Origin of the sequence: Pseudooceanicola atlanticus (assembly GCF_000768315.1) — a bacterium.
GTDB lineage: Bacteria > Pseudomonadota > Alphaproteobacteria > Rhodobacterales > Rhodobacteraceae > Pseudooceanicola > Pseudooceanicola atlanticus.
The window spans coordinates 1-18,189 of record NZ_AQQX01000032.1; the positions used below are offsets into that span (position 1 = coordinate 1).

At 61.8% G+C, this 18,189-nt stretch carries 19 protein-coding genes; 9 read left to right on the plus strand and 10 right to left on the minus strand.

The genetic code is table 11. The annotated features are described in order from the left end of the window. Window positions 1-11: 11 nt before the first annotated feature. From ATO9_RS24985 to ATO9_RS22755, 6 genes are read right to left on the minus strand one after another with little or no spacing between them, the layout of a single operon-like run. A complete protein-coding gene (locus ATO9_RS24985) occupies window positions 12-209 on the minus strand; it encodes a gamma-glutamyltransferase (protein ID WP_081979729.1) in 198 nt (65 codons plus the stop codon). A 5-nt stretch (window positions 210-214) separates the two neighbouring features. After that, window positions 215-496 carry a hypothetical protein gene (locus ATO9_RS24660; protein WP_202902179.1) on the minus strand — a complete coding sequence of 94 codons (282 nt, stop codon included), beginning with the start codon at window positions 494-496 and terminating at the stop codon, window positions 215-217. Beyond that, window positions 483-1,124, minus strand: coding sequence for an ABC transporter permease (locus ATO9_RS22740; RefSeq protein ID WP_202902180.1), 642 nt, complete (start codon window positions 1,122-1,124; stop codon window positions 483-485). The genes ATO9_RS24660 and ATO9_RS22740 overlap by 14 nt, the downstream gene beginning before the upstream one ends. After that, entirely contained in the window at window positions 1,121-2,176 is a 1,056-nt protein-coding gene (locus ATO9_RS22745) for an ABC transporter permease (RefSeq protein ID WP_052418551.1), read from the minus strand. Before ATO9_RS22745 ends, ATO9_RS22740 begins: the two co-directional genes overlap by 4 nt. Further along, the gene (locus ATO9_RS22750; RefSeq protein ID WP_052418552.1) at window positions 2,173-3,717 is read right to left on the minus strand and encodes an ABC transporter ATP-binding protein; all 1,545 of its coding nucleotides are present in this window, start codon (window positions 3,715-3,717) and stop codon (window positions 2,173-2,175) included. Before ATO9_RS22750 ends, ATO9_RS22745 begins: the two co-directional genes overlap by 4 nt. Window positions 3,718-3,720: 3 nt before the next feature. After that, window positions 3,721-4,689: a BMP family protein gene (locus ATO9_RS22755; protein WP_043754997.1), complete on the minus strand. Its 969-nt coding sequence runs from the start codon at window positions 4,687-4,689 to the stop codon at window positions 3,721-3,723. Between the two features lie 291 nt (window positions 4,690-4,980). On the opposite strand from ATO9_RS22755, the gene ATO9_RS22760 reads away from it, so the two are divergent. From ATO9_RS22760 to ATO9_RS23775, 3 genes are read left to right on the plus strand one after another with little or no spacing between them, the layout of a single operon-like run. Next, the gene (locus tag ATO9_RS22760) at window positions 4,981-5,775 is read left to right on the plus strand and encodes a cysteine hydrolase family protein (RefSeq protein ID WP_043755000.1); all 795 of its coding nucleotides are present in this window, start codon (window positions 4,981-4,983) and stop codon (window positions 5,773-5,775) included. Beyond that, window positions 5,772-6,932, plus strand: coding sequence for an amidase family protein (locus ATO9_RS22765; RefSeq protein ID WP_052418553.1), 1,161 nt, complete (start codon window positions 5,772-5,774; stop codon window positions 6,930-6,932). The genes ATO9_RS22760 and ATO9_RS22765 overlap by 4 nt, the downstream gene beginning before the upstream one ends. Next, window positions 6,929-7,591: a TetR/AcrR family transcriptional regulator gene (locus tag ATO9_RS23775; protein WP_081979731.1), complete on the plus strand. Its 663-nt coding sequence runs from the start codon at window positions 6,929-6,931 to the stop codon at window positions 7,589-7,591. The genes ATO9_RS22765 and ATO9_RS23775 overlap by 4 nt, the downstream gene beginning before the upstream one ends. Window positions 7,592-7,636: 45 nt before the next feature. Here the strand turns inward: ATO9_RS23775 and ATO9_RS22775 are convergent, their stop codons facing one another. From ATO9_RS22775 to ATO9_RS22785, 3 genes are all read right to left on the minus strand, one after another. After that, window positions 7,637-8,446 (minus strand): DUF6635 family protein, encoded by an 810-nt coding sequence (locus tag ATO9_RS22775; protein WP_043755003.1) that lies wholly within the window; start codon window positions 8,444-8,446, stop codon window positions 7,637-7,639. A 32-nt stretch (window positions 8,447-8,478) separates the two neighbouring features. Continuing rightward, on the minus strand, window positions 8,479-9,198 hold the full coding sequence (pyrF, locus tag ATO9_RS22780) for an orotidine-5'-phosphate decarboxylase (RefSeq protein WP_043755007.1): 720 nt from the start codon (window positions 9,196-9,198) through the stop codon (window positions 8,479-8,481). 244 nt (window positions 9,199-9,442) lie between these two features. After that, window positions 9,443-9,745, minus strand: a complete 303-nt coding sequence (locus tag ATO9_RS22785) for a hypothetical protein (RefSeq protein WP_043755011.1) — start codon at window positions 9,743-9,745, stop codon at window positions 9,443-9,445. Window positions 9,746-9,953: 208 nt separating this feature from the next. Here ATO9_RS22785 and clpB point away from each other — a divergent pair, with 208 nt between their 5' ends. The 3 genes from clpB to ATO9_RS22800 all read left to right on the plus strand — a co-directional run bounded on the left by clpB (window position 9,954) and on the right by ATO9_RS22800 (window position 13,511). Further along, complete coding sequence (clpB, locus tag ATO9_RS22790) at window positions 9,954-12,572, plus strand: ATP-dependent chaperone ClpB (protein ID WP_043755013.1); 2,619 nt, start codon at window positions 9,954-9,956, stop codon at window positions 12,570-12,572. Between the two features lie 140 nt (window positions 12,573-12,712). Next, window positions 12,713-13,123 carry a hypothetical protein gene (locus tag ATO9_RS22795; protein WP_052418555.1) on the plus strand — a complete coding sequence of 137 codons (411 nt, stop codon included), beginning with the start codon at window positions 12,713-12,715 and terminating at the stop codon, window positions 13,121-13,123. A 64-nt stretch (window positions 13,124-13,187) separates the two neighbouring features. Continuing rightward, window positions 13,188-13,511 carry a hypothetical protein gene (locus ATO9_RS22800; RefSeq protein WP_043755014.1) on the plus strand — a complete coding sequence of 108 codons (324 nt, stop codon included), beginning with the start codon at window positions 13,188-13,190 and terminating at the stop codon, window positions 13,509-13,511. 62 nt (window positions 13,512-13,573) lie between these two features. Here the strand turns inward: ATO9_RS22800 and ATO9_RS22805 are convergent, their stop codons facing one another. After that, window positions 13,574-14,056 carry a fasciclin domain-containing protein gene (locus ATO9_RS22805; RefSeq protein ID WP_043755017.1) on the minus strand — a complete coding sequence of 161 codons (483 nt, stop codon included), beginning with the start codon at window positions 14,054-14,056 and terminating at the stop codon, window positions 13,574-13,576. A gap of 409 nt (window positions 14,057-14,465) precedes the next feature. On the opposite strand from ATO9_RS22805, the gene ATO9_RS22810 reads away from it, so the two are divergent. From ATO9_RS22810 to msrQ, 3 genes are all read left to right on the plus strand, one after another. After that, complete coding sequence (locus ATO9_RS22810) at window positions 14,466-15,971, plus strand: FMN-binding glutamate synthase family protein (RefSeq protein ID WP_043755020.1); 1,506 nt, start codon at window positions 14,466-14,468, stop codon at window positions 15,969-15,971. A gap of 115 nt (window positions 15,972-16,086) precedes the next feature. Further along, the gene (gene msrP, locus ATO9_RS22815; RefSeq protein ID WP_043755023.1) at window positions 16,087-17,007 is read left to right on the plus strand and encodes a protein-methionine-sulfoxide reductase catalytic subunit MsrP; all 921 of its coding nucleotides are present in this window, start codon (window positions 16,087-16,089) and stop codon (window positions 17,005-17,007) included. A 79-nt stretch (window positions 17,008-17,086) separates the two neighbouring features. Further along, window positions 17,087-17,773, plus strand: coding sequence for a protein-methionine-sulfoxide reductase heme-binding subunit MsrQ (gene msrQ, locus ATO9_RS22820; protein ID WP_081979732.1), 687 nt, complete (start codon window positions 17,087-17,089; stop codon window positions 17,771-17,773). The last annotated feature ends 416 nt before the right edge of the window (window positions 17,774-18,189 follow it).

The following is an 18,189-nucleotide window of genomic DNA, read 5'->3' on the forward strand; positions in this document are numbered from 1 at the left end:
GGAGCCGTGAATCACGCGCTGTGGGGGAAATCAATGCATCCTGACCCTAGTCCGCAGAAATGAGGGCAAACGACCGTGAGGACTGCACCCGCGGCAATTGCCGCTTCGGCGGCTGTGCCGCCTTGGCGAAGAATCACGAGGCCGGCCTCTGTTGCCAGCGGATGCGGCGTGCATACGACCCCTTCGGCAGAAGATGCTGAAACGGACATGCGACCTACCAGGGTTTCGTAAGGGATGCGGGGGATCGTTGCCGCCCGGCAAGACCTGCCACTGCCACGAGGGCCAGTAGGTAGGGCATCATTATCAACAGAGCACTTGGTACGTTGAAGCCTATGGCAGGCAACTGGAACTGAAGGGCATTGGCAGCGCCGAAAAGCAGGCATGCGAGGATCGTGCGCAGAATGCGCCAGTTGCCGAAGATCACGGCGGCAATAGCCAGGTAACCGGCTCCCCGGGTCATGCCTTCGGTGAAGGAATGGATGTCACCGATGGACAAAAAAGACGCCGCCAAGTGCGGATAGAAGACCTGTGGCCATGATTGCCCCGGTGCGCAACCAGCGTACGGGTATGCCCGAATTGGCGACGGCGCGCGGTTCGTCCCCCGCTGCGCGCAGGGCAATGCCGAGGCCGGTCCTGTACATCACCCACCAGATCGCGAAACCGACCACGGGGATCATGTAGACCAGCCAGATTTGCGAAAAGGCTGGACCGATGGCGGGGAGTTGGGTCAGTGGCCAAGGCTCCCACTTGTCCCATCCTGGGATCACTTCGCGTGAGCGTGCCCCGAAAAGCAGACGGTAGCCCAGGGTCGTCGCACCGAGTACGAGGATGTTGATGCCGATGCCAGTGACGATCTGATTGGCGCGCATGACGTTCGTCATGAATGCCTGTAGGCCGGCTACCGGTAACACGGCGATCAGGCCGAAGAGCATGCCGAGCATCGGGCTGCCAGTCATCCATGATCCTACGGCGCCCGCGAAGGCGCCTGTCAGCATCATACCCTCGACGCTCATGTTCAGGACGCCCGCTTTTTCCGAGATGTATTCTCCCATTGCGGCGAAGGCCAACGGGGCAGACAACCGCAGTGTGGATGCGAGAAAAAGCCCTATCAGGTCCCAGCTCATCTGCGTTTTCCTTCCAGCCAATAGGCAGCGCCAGCGACGAAGATCACGATCAGGCCCTGAACGATCTGGACAAGTGCCGTCGGAACGGAGGCTGCCATTTCCATCATGATCCCGCCGGACCGCAGGAAGCCGAAGAGAAGCGCGCCAAGGATGACCCCTGAGACACGTCCTCGGGCCAACAGACCGACGACCAGACCGTCGAAGCCGTAGTTGGAGGAGAAACCGGCCTTGAGCGCGTATTGCTCACCTTGGATCATCATTGCGCCGGCCAGGCCGCCGAAAGCGCCGGCAATCGCCAGAGCCAGGACCATGTCGCGGTCGACGGATACTCCGGCGCGCAGAGCTGCGGTTGGGTTCTCTCCGACCATCCGCAGACGGAAGCCGAAAATCGAGCGTCCAAGCAACACCCAGGTGAAGATGGCCAGGATCAATGCGACTATTGCGCCCGCAGTCACGGGTGATGCATAGGATCCGGTCAGCAGAGGAATTTGTGTTGTCACGGGAATGGAAAGGGACTCGGGCAGTGTTGCGGCGGAGGTCATGGGTTGTCGCAACAGGACCGGCGACTGGACCGACCAGTAGACAAGCCAGATTGCGATGAAGGACAGTAACAGGGTCGAGATGACTTCGTTCGTGCCCGCCCTGACCTTGAGAAAGCCCGCAATACCGGCCCAAACAGCCCCTGCAATGCAAGCGGCGACCATGGGGTAGAGAAAGCTAAATGGCCAAAGCAGACCTTCGGCTCCACCGTAGAGCGCGACAGCCGTCGCAGCCATTCCCCCGATGGCGATTTGACCCTCGCCGCCCACATTGGTCAGGCCGGCACGGGCCGCTATGATGAAGCCCAACCCAACCAAAGCGAAGATCACGGCGCGGTTGATAGATACCGAGATCGAATACCCGGTCCCAAAGGCGCCCTGTACAAAGGCCGTCACCGATTGTGAGAGAGACGCGCCGGTGGCAAGGATCAACAAGAGGCCGACAAAGAAGGCTGCAAGAACCGATAGGATCTGGATGGCACCGGGGATCTGCGTCAAATTTCTTTTGGTCATGCAGCTTGACCCGCCATCAAGGCGCCGATCTCTTCTCGGCTTGTCTCATTCGCGTTGCGCTGCGCCACGATGCGACCACGGTAGATCACGAGGATGCGGTCAGAGGCGGCCAGAACTTCGTCCAGCTCTGAGGATATCAGCAGCACCCCAACGCCATCGTCACAGGCCTGTCGGATCATGTCGTAAACGGAGTTGACGGCGCCGATATCAAGACCGCGTGTCGGCTGCGCTGCGAGGAGGAATTTCAGGCCTGGTGTTGTCAATTCGCGCGCCAGAACAGCCTTTTGCTGGTTTCCGCCGGATAGCCCTGCAATCGGAATGTCCGGGCCGGAGGCGCGTACGTCGAACCTGGACATCAACTCGGCTGCATCAGCCTTCATCCGCTTTCTGTCCAGCAAACCGAAGCGCGTGTAGGCTGCGACCCGGTTGTTCAGGATATTGTCGGTTACACTCATGCCTTCGGCGATTGCGACGCCATGGCGATCTTCCGGAACAATCCCGACCCCATGTGATGTCGCGTTGCGTGCCGGGGCATGGGTCAGGTCATAATCACCGGCAAACCAACGTCCTTCCGTCGGTCGGAGTACGCCGCCAAGGATATTGCCCAATTCGGTCTGGCCGTTTCCCTCGACACCGGCAATGCCGACCACCTCACCTGCAGTCACGGTGAAGCTCGCTTTGTCGAGGCGGAGTGCGCCCATAGCGTCGCGATAGCTCAGGCCGTCGGCCTGCATGACATCCGGGCCGCGCCTCCCGCCTTTTCGCAGTCGTTGGCGGGCGGCATCTGGCAAGTCTTCGCGACCGATCATTGCGCTGACGAGTAGGTCCATTTCTTTGGCCGGAGCATCTGACTTAGCGACAACCTTGCCGGTCCGGATGACGGTGACACGGTCCGCCGCGCTACGGATTTCGGCCAGCTTGTGCGTGACCATGACAACGCCGCAGCCTTCGTCCGCGACCTTGCGACAGGTTTTCAGCAGCGCTGAAATTTCTTCGGGCAGTAGGACTGCGGTCGGTTCATCCAGGATCAGCAGCCTTGGCCGTCGGACAAGGGCCTTTACGATCTCGACCCGCTGGCGTTCGCCGACAGCCAGGTCTCCAACTCGCTGGGTCAGGTCCAGCTTCAGCCCGTAGCTGTCTGCCAGGGCTTCGATCCTTGCCTGTGCAGACTTGCGATTCAAGCGTTTCAGCGTGCTGCCCAGCAAAAGGTTGTCCAGAGCCGACAGGTCCGGGGACAGTGAAAAATGCTGGTGCACCATGGCGATCCCACCGTCCAGTGCATCGCGAGGCCCGCCCGGATCGTGTGGAGCACCAAGGTAGTTCATTTTGCCATCAGATGGCGCGTGCACGCCAAAGATCAGATTACAGAGCGTCGATTTCCCAGCCCCGTTCTCTCCGAGTAGGCAATGGATTTCGCCTGCGTTCAGGTCGAGGTCGACGCCGCTCAGCGCCATGAAGTTACCGAACGCCTTGCTGATGCCGCGCATACTGAAAAGAGGCGCGGCATCCAAGGACAGCGGAGGAAGATTGTCCGCCGCCATATCTCAGCCTTCCAGCGTCGAGATTTCGCCGTCGAGCAGTTTCTGCATGATTTCCTCGAGCGTGGCCTTCATCTCTTCATCGCCTTCACAGACGATCATGTCAGAGGCGTCTTTGCCCATGGCGAGGCCGAACGGCATGTAGCCTGGTTCCCACGTGCCTTCGACCAGCTGATCGATGGCGTATTCTACCTGGTAGCCGACGCCAGTGATAGAATAGGCAATGTAGAGCGGGTCGGTGCCGCAATAATTGGAATAGCTTCCGATGATGTGCGTGCCGTTTTCGGTTGCCGCCTGTTCCATGCCGCGCAGGCCAAGGTTCAGGATGTGATAATGCACGTCCGCCCCCTGATTGATCGCGGCGAGTGTGGCTTCCTTCGATCCGGCGACATCGTCGAAGTCCCCGGTATAGGCCTCGAAGTATTTGATGTCGGGGTTGATGTATTTCGCGCCCGCGCCAAATTCCTTGCCGGCATTAACGATCGACGGGATCTCCATTCCTCCGACATAGGAGACGGCCCCGTTTTCCGACATCATCGCAGCAGCTGCGCCAGCGACAAACGCGATCTCGGCCTGCTTTACGTCATAGCCCGCGACGTTCGAGGCCTCCATTCCTTCGTTCCCGCCGACGATGGAGAACTTCGTGTCGGGAAATCGCTGAGCGATCTTGTAGACGGCCTGCTGGGTCTGACCGCCGACGCCAATGACGAGTTCGTTGCCCATGGCCAGTTGGGTCAGGGCCTGCTCCATATCGGCGTAGTTGATGTTTTCGATCATCTGCACTTCGAGGTTTTCGCCATATTTTTCCTGTGCGGCGAGCAGGCCGTTATATCCGGACTCCATCCAGCCTTTGTCGGACTTGGAGCCTGGGATCAGGATCCCGACCTTATGCGCATCGGCCGCGATGGCGGAGGTGGATGAAAGAAGCGCCGCCGAGACGGCGGCAATGGCTACAAAATGACGTCGGTTCAGCATTTCTGGTCCTCTCATGATACCCAGTGTGAGCCCGTCCTGTCTGCGCGTCTTGATGCTTTGACCATCCGGGTTGAGAGGAGCCAAACCCGATTCTTTTCGATCACGAAGGAAAGACCGACACGGGAGATCGGTTTAGTAAGTAAATGTTTACTTTTTGAGCGAGCGTGCGGTTTGGGCGCTTGATAATAGGACATTTGGTCAAAGATTACGGGGTCTGTTCACACTTCTGATGGGCAGTTGCGAACGCACAGCGCAGTGTCGATCCAGTCATCCGGACAGGAGATATTCGCAATGAAAGACGATACCACCGCCATGAAGGACGCCGGTGCCCTGGGCATCGGAAGGACGTTCCACTGGAATGCCACGCCAGATACCATCGACATGTCGATGAGAGAACCGGAACCACGGCGCATCCACATCTCGACCGAACCGCAAACGGTCATCTGTGATCTCAATCGCACCGCCATAGTCGTTATCGACATGCAGAACGACTTTTGCACCAAAGGCGGCTGGGTTGATCATATCGGTGGCGACTACGAACCCGACCGGGCCCCGATTGAGCCGCTGCAAGCACTATTGCCCGAACTGCGCGAAGCGGGCGTCCCTGTCATCTGGGTAAATTGGGGCGTCCGGCCGGACGCTGCCAACCTGCCGCCCAATCAGATCCACCTCTATAAGCCCACGGGTCGTGGCACCGGCATCACCGAGGACTTGCCGAACGGCCACAAAGTGCTGACCAAGGACAGCTGGGCTGCTGCAACCGTCGACGAACTGGCCCCACATCCCGAGGATTATCAGGTCGACAAGCACCGCATCAGCGGGTTCTGGGATACTCCCCTGGATTCCATCCTGCGCAATCTGGGAATCAAGACCGTGATGTTCGCGGGTGTGAACACAGACCAATGTGTAATGATGACGCTCACGGATGCGAATTTCCTGGGCTATGGTTGCATCATGGTCACCGATTGTTGCGCCACGACGTCTCCGGAATTCTGCACCGAGGCTTCGATCTGGAACGTCAAAAAATGCTTCGGTTTCGTCTGCGATTCGCGTGCAGTTCTGAAAGCGTTGAAGGAACCGGTGTGATCGGTGACAGCCCCTCGATCGCGGATACGGCGTTTATCCCCGGGGGACGGTTTGATCTACCGGGCAAGCGAGGCGGGCCTTTGTCGGGCCTGACCTTCGCTGTGAAGGATCTGATCGATTTAGAGGGCAAAAAAACCGGTGCCGGCAATCCGGATTGGTTGGCTGCGTCCCCTGTGGCGCAGGTGAGCGCGCCTATGGTCCAAACATTATTGAATGCCGGTGCTCACTGCATTGGAAAGACGATTACAGACGAACTAGCCTTTAGCCTTGAAGGTCGGAATGCGCATTATGGAACACCGGTGAACCCCGTCCGGCCCGACTGCCTCCCCGGCGGGTCGTCCAGCGGATCGGCCGTCGCCGTCGCAGCAGGCGCCTGTGATTTTGCGCTTGGCACCGATACCGGTGGCTCAGTCCGCATTCCAGGGGCTTTTTGCGACCTGTTTGCCATCCGTCCAAGTCATGGTGTCCTGGACATGGCTGGCGTGACCGCCTTCGCGCCCAGCTACGATACGATCGGATGGTTTGCACGTGACGCCTCAACGCTTGCCAGGATCGGTGACGTGCTTCTGCCGGCGAGACCTGTGCCGCCTGTTCAGGAGGTCTTTGTCGCGGAAGACGTTTTTGCCCTGTGCAATACCGACCACGGCACTGCCCTTGGTCGGGAAGCAGAAGCGTTTGCCACAATCGAATCCGGTTGTCTCTTTGCTGCGGATTGGCAGGACTACCATCAAGTCTACGCCCGCTTGCAGGCACGCGATATCAGGCTAAGCCTCGGTGAGGCTTTGCGGAACATACAACCAATTTTCGCCCCGGATATGGCTATGCGGTTCGACGAGGCACTGGCCGATACGGCCCCGACCACCCGAGAAGAGACGCTGAGGGAACATTTCTCCGTCGCCCTGCGCAAAGCACTCCCGCCGGGTCGCGTGGCCATAATCCCGACAGCGCCGGTGGCCGCGCTGTCTAGGAACGCGGATGGCGAGACAATCGGTGATTTCTATCCACCTGCGCTTGCAATCTGTGCCTTGGCAGGACATGCCGGAGCCCCGCAGGTTCAGATCCCGACACAATTCGGTGGCCTATCCCTGATCGGTGCTCCGGGCACAGACCGCGCTCTTCTGAGATACGTAGCAAGCTGGCAGATCAATAACCGATGACGACAGATAAGACATCCAGCAGACCCAAAGTCAGTACAGAAGAACGGATCCGTGCCGCTGCGCATCAGGAGTTCGTGGCTCATGGTTTCGCGGGTGCGCGGATCGAGCGTATCGTGAAAAGGGCCAAGACCAATCCACGTATGATCTATCATCATTTCGGAGGAAAATCAGGTCTTTACCTCGCAGTGCTCGAAGGCAGTCTTTCAGGTCTGCGTGAACGTGAGATGTTGGTTGATTTCGCACATGAACCGCCGATTGCTGGCCTGTTGAAGCTGTTCGACTTTCTGAACGAGCATTTCCGTCGGACACCGGACTTGGTTCGTCTTCTGACGAATGAAAACATTGAGAGAGCACGGCACATGAAGGAGTCGCAGGTTATCGGGAAGATGTCCTCCCCAGTTCTGGAACAAATCGGTGTGCTTCTGAACCGCGGCGAAAAAGCCGGATGCATCCGGCCAGGGATCGATCCACTCGTCCTTTATGTGCAATTGGTAGCCCTTACTCAGTTCCACATCTCAAACATGCACACGCTTTCGACAATCTTTGCTATCGATATCAGTTCCGAGGAATGGAGAGACAAACATAAGGAAGCGACCCGCGCCATGATCCTTGCATACTTGGAAAATGACAGCGCCCCATCCAATGAGCACCTGTGCTGATGGTTTGTGGCGAAACGTATATTGGTAGTGCCGCCACTCGCAAGGTCAGCCCCGGATCATCCGCCAGAGGCTGAGCGCCATGTCAGACAGATCGCCCGTCCGTGCCAGAAGGTGTTCGCGGGCGAGACCGGAGTCGGAGGCGGCGTCGAGGCGGGTCAGAAGACGGTCCAACCGGCGGCGATGCGTGCCGGTGGCGACCTGAAGCGGATCGGCCAGCAGTCCCGCGAACGTCGTGACGAGAGATCCGAGCATCGCCAGGACCACCCCCGTACCCAGCACGAACCAGGGCGACAGGGCCGTCGGGAAAACCCCGTAATAGAGCCTGCCGAGCCCGGGACCGAGGGCGAAACTGTCGATCGCGGTGCTGCGGGCGCGCAGTTCGGCCATGGGTCCGGCGAGCGAGATGATGCCCGGCGTCGCGGCGGAGAACAGCAGGTAGCCCGACAGCAGCACGAGGAGCGTCGTCACCATCTCGGCCACAGCACCGCGGGTGGCTGTGTAATCGGCAATCTCCGCGCGGACGTGGTCGGGCGTGGCGTCGGGGCCGATGCCGCGGTGGTCCAGGTCGGCGATGAACGCAGTCACGGCTGTGTCAACCTGTGCGGCGACGGCGGTTTCAAGGAAGATGCGCCGGCTGGACAGCCAGGCCGAAAACGCAGGCCAGCGCGCCAGCCGGGTCAGCCAGGCGAGAATGCGGGTCAGCAGGAAGACCGGGGCCAGCAGCACGTTGATCGGCGCGCGCAGCAGATCCCAGCCAAGCGCCGCGCGATGCAGGCGCAACGTGCCGCGCAGGCCAAATTGCTGCCGGGCGAACGCGCGGATGGCCTGGCTGCGGGGATCGGCGGGGCGGGTCATGGGGTGCGCGGCTCCGGTCGGGGCCTTCGGGGTCAGAGGGCGGCGAGCTCCGACTGGATGGCCTGGGCGGCAAGGCGGGGCTTGTCGGCCTTCCAGACGGGGCGGCCGACGACGATGTGATCGGCCCCGTTGGCGATGGCGGCTGCAGGAGAGGCGACGCGTTTCTGATCGCCCAGATCGGCGCCGTCGGGACGCACGCCCGGGGTAACGATCAGGCGGTTCGCGGCTTCGGGCAGGGCACGGATATCCGCGGCCTCCTGCGGGGAGGCGATGACACCGTCGGCCCCGGCCTCGAAGGCGCGGCCGGCGCGTTCGATCACCAGATCGTGCGGTGTGCCCTCGATCATCAGCCCGTCATCCAGATCGCCCCGGTCGAGCGAGGTGAGGATGGTCACGGCGAGGATCTTGGTCCCCGACCCGGCCGCGCCCTGCATCGCGGCGCGCACGACATGGGGGTCGCCATGCACGGTCAGGAAGTCGATGTCGAACTGGGTCAGACCGCGCACCGCCGCCTCGACCGTGGCGCCGATATCGAACAGCTTCATGTCGAGGAAGATACGCTTGCCGTGCTCCTGCTTGAGTTCGTTGGCGAGCGCGAGGCCGCCGCCGGTCAGCATGCCGAGCCCGATCTTGTAGAAACTGACCGCGTCACCGATCTGTCCGGCCAGGTCGAGCCCGGCCACGGCATTGGGCACGTCAAGCGCGACGATCAGCTTGTCGGAGGCGGGGGCTTTGGCAGGGGTGACGGACATGGGCAGGGTTCCTTGGCGCAGCATCTGTGGCCTTGTCACCATGCGCGGCTGTCCGGTCAAGGGGCGCATCCAGATCGATGCCGACCTGCTGGACGAACGTGCCCTGAAAAAGCGACCGACGGAGAGAGATGCCTCGGGCAAAAGCACCATGCCCTCCGCCGGCCTGGATGGTGGCCCGCTGGCAGACGGACGCACCGACCCGCCCCACGAGACAGGCCAGGGCGGGATTCAAATTTCGGCAAGGTCAGGCGGCGCGGAGCAGCCGTTTCCAAAGCGCATCGGTCGCTGCGGTCACCTCGGGCGGGAGGTAATCGCTGAGAACCGTGTCGGGCCGATGGGAATGCATCGGGCGATTGTCGCGGCTGTGGCGCCTGCGGGCCAGTTCCGACAGGCGGCGGGACACGACCCCGGCATCCATGTCGAGCGGCGCGCGCAGGGCGCAGGGATAGGTGTAGTCGAGCCCGTTATCCTTGACGGTCACGCGTGCTTCGAAGGCCCGCGTGGCGGGATTGTAGGCAATGTTCCGGATTTCGGTCGTGACGTTCATCACTGGACCCTCCTGATTGCTGTTCGATACCCCCTATGTGGGGGCGCCTTGCAGACAAAACCCGTGTTATGGTGCTTTTGTTCCTGAAATCGCGGTCACATCGGCTTGAACCCGCCGATGTGGCTCCCCATCTGAAGATCAAGGTTCCGCGGAGACACGCCTGAACAGGGTGCTCCCAGAGGGACGCTTGTCAAAGAGGAGAAGAACCATGGACTTGAGCAAGTTCACGGAACGGTCGCGTGGGTTCATCCAGGCCGCCCAGACCATCGCGATCCGCGAAAATCACCAACGCCTGGCCCCTGAACATATCCTGAAAGCCCTGCTGGACGATCCCGAGGGCATGGCCGCCAACCTGATCGCGAAGACCGGGGGCGATGCCAAGGCCATCGTCACCAATCTCGACGCCGCGCTGAAGAAGATCCCCGCCGTGACCGGCGATGCCGGGCAGGTCTACATGGACAATGCCACGGTCAAGGTGATTGCCGAGGCCGAGAAGGTCGCGCAGAAAGCCAAGGACAGTTTCGTGCCCGTCGAACGGCTGCTGACCGCGCTTGCGCTGGTCCGGTCGCCGGCCAAGGACGCGCTGGAATCCGGCGGTGTCACGGCGCAGAAGCTGAACGAGGCGATCAATGACGTCCGCAAGGGGCGCACCGCCGATTCCGCATCCGCCGAGGACACGTTCGAGGCGCTCGAGAAATACGCTCGCGACCTGACCGCCGCCGCCGAGGAAGGCAAGATCGATCCGATCATCGGGCGCGACGACGAGATCCGCCGCTCGATGCAGGTGCTGTCGCGCCGGACCAAGAACAACCCCGTGCTGATCGGTGAACCGGGCGTCGGCAAGACGGCGATCGCGGAGGGCATGGCCCTGCGGATCATCAATGGCGACGTGCCCGAAAGCCTGCGCAACAAGCGGCTTCTGGCGCTCGACATGGGTGCGCTGATCGCCGGTGCGAAATATCGCGGTGAGTTCGAGGAACGGCTGAAGGCCATCCTGAAGGAAATCGAGGCCGCTGCCGGTGAGATCATCCTGTTCATCGACGAGATGCACACGCTTGTCGGGGCCGGGAAGGCCGATGGCGCAATGGATGCCGCCAACCTGATCAAGCCGGCGCTGGCCCGCGGGGAGCTGCACTGTATCGGTGCGACCACGCTGGACGAGTACCGCAAGTATGTCGAAAAGGATGCCGCCCTGGCCCGCCGGTTCCAGCCTGTCCAGGTGAGCGAACCGACGGTCGAGGACACGGTGTCGATCCTGCGGGGCATCAAGGAGAAGTACGAACTGCACCACGGCGTGCGGATCTCTGACTCGGCCCTGGTGGCCGCGGCGACCCTGTCGAACCGCTACATCACCGACCGGTTCCTGCCGGACAAGGCCATCGACCTTGTCGACGAGGCGGCGAGCCGTCTGCGGATGGAGGTCGACAGCAAGCCCGAGGAGCTGGACCAGCTGGACCGCCAGATCCTGCAATTGCAGATCGAGGTCGAGGCGCTGAAGCTGGAGGACGACCAGGCCTCCCGCGATCGGCTGGACGGCCGCGAGAAGGAGCTGGCCGAACTTCAGGAAAAGAGCGCGCAGATGACTGCCCAGTGGCAGGCAGAGCGTGACAAGCTGGCCTCGGCCCGTGACCTGAAGGAACAGCTGGACCGGGCCCGCGCCGATCTGGAAATCGCCAAGCGGAACGGTGACCTGGCGAAGGCCGGTGAGCTGTCCTACGGGATCATCCCGCAGCTGGAGAAACAGCTGGGCGAGGCCGAGAAGCAGGAAGCCGACGGTGTCATGGTCGAAGAGGCCGTGCGTCCGGAACAGATCGCCCAGGTGGTCGAACGCTGGACGGGTATCCCGACGACCAAGATGCTGGAAGGCGAGCGCGACAAGCTGCTGCGCATGGAAGACGGTCTGCACAAGCGGGTCATCGGCCAGAATGCGGCCGTTCGTGCCGTGGCCAATTCGGTGCGCCGGGCCCGTGCCGGCCTGAACGACGAGAACCGCCCGCTTGGGTCGTTCCTGTTCCTCGGGCCGACCGGTGTCGGCAAGACCGAGCTGACCAAGGCCGTGGCGGAGTTCCTGTTCGACGATGACAGCGCGATGGTCCGCATCGACATGTCGGAATTCATGGAGAAACACTCCGTGGCCCGGCTGATCGGTGCGCCTCCGGGCTATGTCGGCTATGACGAGGGCGGCGTGCTGACCGAAGCGGTGCGGCGCCGGCCCTACCAGGTGATCCTGTTCGACGAGGTCGAAAAGGCGCATCCGGATGTCTTCAACGTGCTGTTGCAGGTTCTGGACGATGGTGTGCTTACCGATGGCCAGGGCCGGACGGTCGACTTCAAGCAGACGCTGATCGTGCTGACCTCGAACCTCGGGTCTCAGGCGCTGAGCCAGCTGCCCGAAGGGTCGGATGCCAGCGATGCCAAGCGTGACGTGATGGATGCGGTGCGGGCGCATTTCCGCCCCGAATTCCTGAACCGTCTCGACGAGATCGTGGTCTTCGACCGGCTCAAGCGCGAGGACATGGACGGGATCGTCGATATCCAGTTGCGCCGCCTGCGCAAGCGTCTGGCGGGTCGCAAGATCAACCTTGAGCTCGATGGCGATGCGCTGACATGGCTGGCCGATGAAGGTTACGATCCGGTGTTCGGGGCACGTCCGCTGAAGCGGGTGATCCAGAAGGCCGTGCAGGATCCGCTGGCCGAGGCGCTGCTGTCCGGCGAGGTCAAGGATGGCGACACGGTGCCGATCTCGGCCGGGCCGGACGGGTTGATCATCGGCGACCGGGTCGGACGCTCCGACCGGACGAAGCCCGACGAGGCCACTGTGCACTAAGGCGCTGAACTCAAGGAGAAAGCCCGCCGTATCCCGGCGGGCTTTTTCGTGCCCGGTGGCTTTCCGCCGGTCCTGGATGTCCGGGATCGTGCCGCCGCCCCGGTTCTTGCTAGGCTCCGCGGTAATCAAGGAGGTGTGCCATGGTTTCCAATTTTACCAGCGGGGCGCTGGCCAGTGTCGTGTCGGTCGCTTTGGCCGGATGTATTCCGCAAGCTGGGGACAGTCCGGAGGGGCAGATCCCGGCGTCGCTGCATGGTCATTGGGGGCTGGTCGAAAAGGATTGCGATCTGGACCGTGACGACAACAAGGGGCTGATGGTCGTGGGTCCCGACAGCCTGACCTTCTACGAATCCCGCGCTGTGCCGGCGCCGGGCTTGCAGGTCGGGGCAGACGAGGTCGCCGGACAGTTCAACTTCACCGGAGAGGGACAGAGCTGGACCCGCAATCTGCGCCTGCGCGTCGAGAATGGCGGCGCGATCCTGATCCGCGAGGACCGGGGCGGAGAGGCGCAGCGCGCGCCGCTGCGGTATCTGAACTGCAACTGGGTGTGACGGCTTTCTCTTGTCGGAATGCTGCCTTACGGTCATGTCCAGAGAATGAGCCAGTGGGGGTCGGATGAGCGACGGCAAGAACGACAGGGACGACTTGAATGCCGCTTACGGCAAGATCCACCATGGCGTGGGCGGCGCACTGACCGGGGTCGGAGTATTTGCGCGCCACATCTGGAACCTCGAGATGAAACTGCTGCGAAAGATCGGAGTGATGCCCCTATTTCGGCGCACGTGGTGGCTGTTCGTCGTGCTGGCGATATTGTTGCTGATGTTCGTGACGCCTCTGGGCGCTGTCTTTGTCATTACCGCGCTTTGCGGCGCCACAATGGATCCGAAGCCGGAGGACGATTTCATCGTGCCCTTGCAACGCGATCCGTCGGGCTGGTAGGGCGCGGCCCCGGACAGGCCGGGACCGCTGGGGTCGGAGAGGACCCGTTCCTTCTTTCGTGATTATTCGGACGGCATGATGACGCTGTCGATCACGTGGATCACGCCATTGGATGCCTCGATATCCGGGGTCACGACGGTGGCGTCGTCGATCATGACGCTGTCACCCAGCGACACGGTGATTTCCTGGCCCTGAACGGTTTCGGCCATCATGCCGTCGCTGAGGTCGGTGGACATCACCTTGCCCGGCACGACGTGGTAGGTGAGGATCGCGGTCAGCTGGTCCTTGTTTTCCGGCATCAGCAGCGTGTCGACCGTGCCCTCGGGCAGGGCGGCAAAGGCATCGTCGGTGGGTGCAAAGACGGTGAAGGGGCCATCGCCCTTCAGGGTCTCGACCAGGCCGGCGGCCTCGGCTGCGGCGAGCAGGGTCGTGAAGGACCCGGCATCGGCTGCGGTGTCGACGATGTCCTTGGAATGGCTGGCGGAGAGAGCCGGGCCTGCGATCATCGTGGCGGCGGTCAGGGTAAGTAGCGTTCTGCGGAACATTGTGATTTCCTCCTGATTGGGTTGCTGCCCTGTGTGGCATTGATCGGATTACGGAGGACCGGGCCGCCCCGATCACAGTCACATTTTCGCGCAGACCCCTTGAGATTTGCGGCCGGTCGCTAAGCTGCGGCCGCGTGCGATTTCCAATGACGATGTTGTTATGACTGGCGGCTGATCCGGGTGGTTTCGGGTGGCGATCCGGGGTGATCCGCGTCGCAAGACCGGGGCCTTTCAACCGAGGTCATCAGGTCTTTGCCTCGCGCCCGCGCGCGCGAGCTATACTATGGGCCGAGAATTTCCGCGGCACCCGAGGCGAAGCCGCGCGGAATGGCGGGTTTGTCTTGCTGCTTTCACGTGAAGCGGACACTGTGCCGACAGCACAACGCCATCAGATATCGGGAGAATTCGAATGGGCTTTGTCGGATCGGCACTGGAATACCTGGCCCTGCTTTTCCTGCTGGTCATCGGGATCGGCGCGCTGACCCTGCTGGTGCTGTTCTTCCTGGACCGGACCCAGACCGATGACGCGATCCGCCGGAATTACCCGGTGATCGGGCGGTTCCGATATTTCTTTTCCACGCTGGGCGAGTTCTTCCGCCAGTATTTCTTTGCCATGGACCGGGAGGAGATGCCTTTCAACCGCGCGCAGCGGGAATGGGTCTATCATTCGTCCAGCGGCAAGGGGAACATGGTGGCCTTCGGGTCGACGCGGAACCTGTCGATCCCCGGCACGCCAATTTTCGTCAACGCGTCCTTCCCGCCACTGGACGACCAGTTCGCCGCGACCAAGCCGCTTGTGATCGGGCCCTATGCCAAGCAACCCTACGAGGCGCCGTCGATCTTCAACATCTCCGGCATGTCTTATGGCGCGATTTCCCGCCCCGCGGTCGAGGCGCTGTCACGCGGCGCGGCCGAGGCAGGGGTCTGGCTGAACACGGGCGAGGGCGGGCTGTCGCCCTATCACAAGGCCGGCAATTGCGACATCGTCTTCCAGATCGGCACCGCGAAATACGGGGTGCGCGACGAACATGGCAACCTCAGCGACGAGAAGTTGCGCGAGCTTGCCAAGAACCCGCAGGTCAAGATGTTCGAGCTGAAGCTGGCCCAGGGCGCGAAGCCCGGCAAGGGCGGCATCCTGCCCGGCGAGAAGATCAACGCCGAGATCGCGGCGATCCGGGGGGTCGAGATGGGCAAGGACAGCCTGTCACCCAACCGCCATCTGGATATCCGCAATTTCGGAGAGCTGCTGGACCAGATCTCCCATATCCGGCGGGTCACCGGCAAACCGGTGGGGTTCAAGACTGTGATCGGGTCCTCGGACGCCTATGAAGGGCTGTTCCAGCAGATCCTGGAACGCGGTGCGGTGCACGCGCCCGACTTCATCACGATCGACGGTGGCGAGGGCGGTACCGGGGCCGCGCCGATGCCGCTGATCGACCTGGTCGGCATGCCGCTGCGCGAGGCGTTGCTGCGGATCGTCGACCTGCGCGACAGGTTCGGCCTTCACGACCGCATCCGCATCGTCGCCAGCGGCAAGCTGGTCAATCCGTCCGACGTGGCCTGGGCGATCTGTGCGGGGGCGGATTTCGTCACCACCGCGCGGGGCTTCATGTTCTCGCTGGGCTGCATCCAGGCGCTGAAATGCGACAAGAACACCTGCCCCACAGGGATCACCACCCACCAGCCGCATCTGCAACGCGGCCTCGTGGTCGAACAGAAGTACAAGAAGGTCGCCAATTACGCCAAGCAGATCGTGAAGGAGGTCGAGACCATCGCCCATTCCGTCGGCGTCAACGAACCGCGCCGGATGCGGCGGCACCATGTGCGGGTCGTGCAGGCCAATGGCGATTCCATCCTGCTGTCGAAATTGCGGCCCAGCCACGATGCGGGCGACGTGAACAAGGCGCACCTTTGAGCCGGGTAAAATGTTTCAATCTCGCCACGAGGGTTTGAGGAGAGGTCATTAGGCCGAAACTTCGAACCGGGGTATTGCGTAAGTAAAGCAAGTGACCCCGAAGGGAGAGGTATCGATGGCCCGCATCAGCAATAGCCATATCTGGAAGAGCAAGTTCAAGGACCGCGACGTGACCGATGAGGGTCTCTACCTCAACCGGCGTCAGATCATGGCGGGCGCGGCGGGGCTCGGCCTCGGCTCGATCGCGGGTCCGGCGCTGGCGGCGCCCGAGGGCCTGGAGCCCAATCCGCTGGAAGACATCACCAACTACAACAATTACTACGAGTTCGGCACCGGCAAGACAGACCCGGCCAAGTATGCCAGCGCGCTGACCACCGAACCCTGGACGATCAAGGTCGACGGCATGGTCGACAAGCCGGGCGATTACCAGCTGGAAGACATCCTGAGCCAGGTCGAGATCGAGGAACGCATCTATCGCCTGCGCTGCGTCGAGGCCTGGTCGATGGTCATCCCCTGGAACGGGTTCGAGCTGAACCAGCTGCTGGAGCGCGTCGGCGTCCAGTCGGGCGCGAAGTATGTCGCCTTTGAAACCGCGACCCGTCCGGACGAGATGCCCGGCCTGCGGTATCCGGTTCTCGACTGGCCCTATCGCGAAGGCCTGCGGCTTGATGAGGCGATGCATCCGCTGACCATCATGGCCACCGGCATCTACGGTCAGGACATCCTGGAACAGAATGGCGCGCCGATCCGGCTGGTCATTCCGTGGAAGTACGGCTTCAAGGGGATCAAGAGCATCGTCCGCATCACCCTGCAGGACGACATGCCCTTCACCTCGTGGAACGATGCCAATGCCCGGGAATACGGATTCTATTCCAACGTGAACCCGGAGGTGGATCACCCCCGCTGGTCCCAGGCCACGGAACGGGTGATCGGCGCGGGACTGTTCAGCTCGCGCCGCGAGACGGACATGTTCAACGGCTATGGCGAAGAGGTTGCGAGCCTCTATTCCGGCATGGACCTGAAGGCGAATTTCTGACCCCCACACTGACGACGACACTGACCCAAACGGGGCCCGCCAACTCGCCGGGCCCCGGAAGATACGGAAGGCGGAAAGAATGACGGCACGAAACGACCAGATCAAAAGCGGCAGCGCGTCGGTCGGTGGGGCCGGAAAATCCGCCGGACCATCCATCACCGACCGCATCAACAAGGCCACGCGCAGTGTTCCGGCCTGGCCTCTCTATATACTGGGAGCGTTGCCGCCGGTTTGGCTGTTCTACATGGGCGTGACCGGCGGGCTGGGCGTCGACCCGGTCAAGGTGATGGAACACCAGATGGGGGAATGGAGCCTGTGGCTGCTGATCGCCGGGCTCTGCATCACGCCGCTGCAACGCTATGTCGGTATCCGGCTGATCAAGTATCGCCGGGCCATCGGTCTGCTGACCTTCTTCTATGTCCTGGCGCATTTCCTGGTCTGGCTGGTGCTGGACGTGCAGATCATGTCTCAGATCCTCGCCGATATCGCGAAGCGGCCCTATGTGACGGTCGGCTTTGCCGCCTTCCTGATGCTGATCCCGCTTGCCGTGACCTCCAACAACTGGTCGGTGCGCAAGCTGGGGCCGGGTTGGCGCAAGCTTCACCAGATGGTCTACGCGATCGCGATCCTGGGGGCGTTGCACTTCATCATGCTGGTGAAGGGCTTCCAGATCGAACCCTTCCTCTACATGGCGGCGATCCTCGGCCTGATCGCCCTGCGTCTGCCGATCTGGTTCCCGGCGCTGCGCCGCAAACGGAGCGCCTGACCCCGGGACCCGCCGATTCACCCCGATTCACCCGCGAGTCGGGGGGTGAATCGGGTGACGCGTGGGAAGCGAATGCCGAGATTCTAGGCTCTCTTGGGGGTAACCCTGTGGATATCGCAAGATCTGGTGTTTCCTCACGCGAACGAGAGCGAAGCTAAGGCGCTAACAAGGCGGGCTGGCGAAAAAAAACGTCGCTCAACACTATGTTTTCAAAAGATAATCCAAGTAATTGAAGAAAAGATGACGACTTGCCGAAAAAAGCCCTTGCGGACATCCGGCCCTATCCGTAAATACCCCCTCACCGGCGGCGCTGAGGCGCACAACGGTGGGCCAGACGGAACGACGGAGCGATGCTCCTGAGGGAGGCGAGGCAAAAAAACACGGAGAGACTTGACGCGGGTTGCGCCACAAAGTAA

Bases quoted from the DNA above. Each gene is read 5' to 3' on its own strand.
- ATO9_RS24985 (WP_081979729.1), bottom strand. From the start codon at position 209: ATGTCCGTTTCAGCATCTTCTGCCGAAGGGGTCGTATGCACGCCGCAT.
- ATO9_RS22740 (WP_202902180.1), bottom strand. From the start codon at position 1,124: ATGAGCTGGGACCTGATAGGGCTTTTTCTCGCATCCACACTGCGGTTG.
- ATO9_RS22745 (WP_052418551.1), bottom strand. From the start codon at position 2,176: ATGACCAAAAGAAATTTGACGCAGATCCCCGGTGCCATCCAGATCCTA.
- ATO9_RS22750 (WP_052418552.1), bottom strand. From the start codon at position 3,717: ATGGCGGCGGACAATCTTCCTCCGCTGTCCTTGGATGCCGCGCCTCTT.
- ATO9_RS22755 (WP_043754997.1), bottom strand. From the start codon at position 4,689: ATGCTGAACCGACGTCATTTTGTAGCCATTGCCGCCGTCTCGGCGGCG.
- ATO9_RS22760 (WP_043755000.1), top strand. From the start codon at position 4,981: ATGAAAGACGATACCACCGCCATGAAGGACGCCGGTGCCCTGGGCATC.
- ATO9_RS23775 (WP_081979731.1), top strand. From the start codon at position 6,929: ATGACGACAGATAAGACATCCAGCAGACCCAAAGTCAGTACAGAAGAA.
- ATO9_RS22775 (WP_043755003.1), bottom strand. From the start codon at position 8,446: ATGACCCGCCCCGCCGATCCCCGCAGCCAGGCCATCCGCGCGTTCGCC.
- pyrF (WP_043755007.1), bottom strand. From the start codon at position 9,198: ATGTCCGTCACCCCTGCCAAAGCCCCCGCCTCCGACAAGCTGATCGTC.
- ATO9_RS22785 (WP_043755011.1), bottom strand. From the start codon at position 9,745: ATGAACGTCACGACCGAAATCCGGAACATTGCCTACAATCCCGCCACG.
- clpB (WP_043755013.1), top strand. From the start codon at position 9,954: ATGGACTTGAGCAAGTTCACGGAACGGTCGCGTGGGTTCATCCAGGCC.
- ATO9_RS22795 (WP_052418555.1), top strand. From the start codon at position 12,713: ATGGTTTCCAATTTTACCAGCGGGGCGCTGGCCAGTGTCGTGTCGGTC.
- ATO9_RS22800 (WP_043755014.1), top strand. From the start codon at position 13,188: ATGAGCGACGGCAAGAACGACAGGGACGACTTGAATGCCGCTTACGGC.
- ATO9_RS22805 (WP_043755017.1), bottom strand. From the start codon at position 14,056: ATGTTCCGCAGAACGCTACTTACCCTGACCGCCGCCACGATGATCGCA.
- ATO9_RS22810 (WP_043755020.1), top strand. From the start codon at position 14,466: ATGGGCTTTGTCGGATCGGCACTGGAATACCTGGCCCTGCTTTTCCTG.
- msrP (WP_043755023.1), top strand. From the start codon at position 16,087: ATGGCCCGCATCAGCAATAGCCATATCTGGAAGAGCAAGTTCAAGGAC.
- msrQ (WP_081979732.1), top strand. From the start codon at position 17,087: ATGACGGCACGAAACGACCAGATCAAAAGCGGCAGCGCGTCGGTCGGT.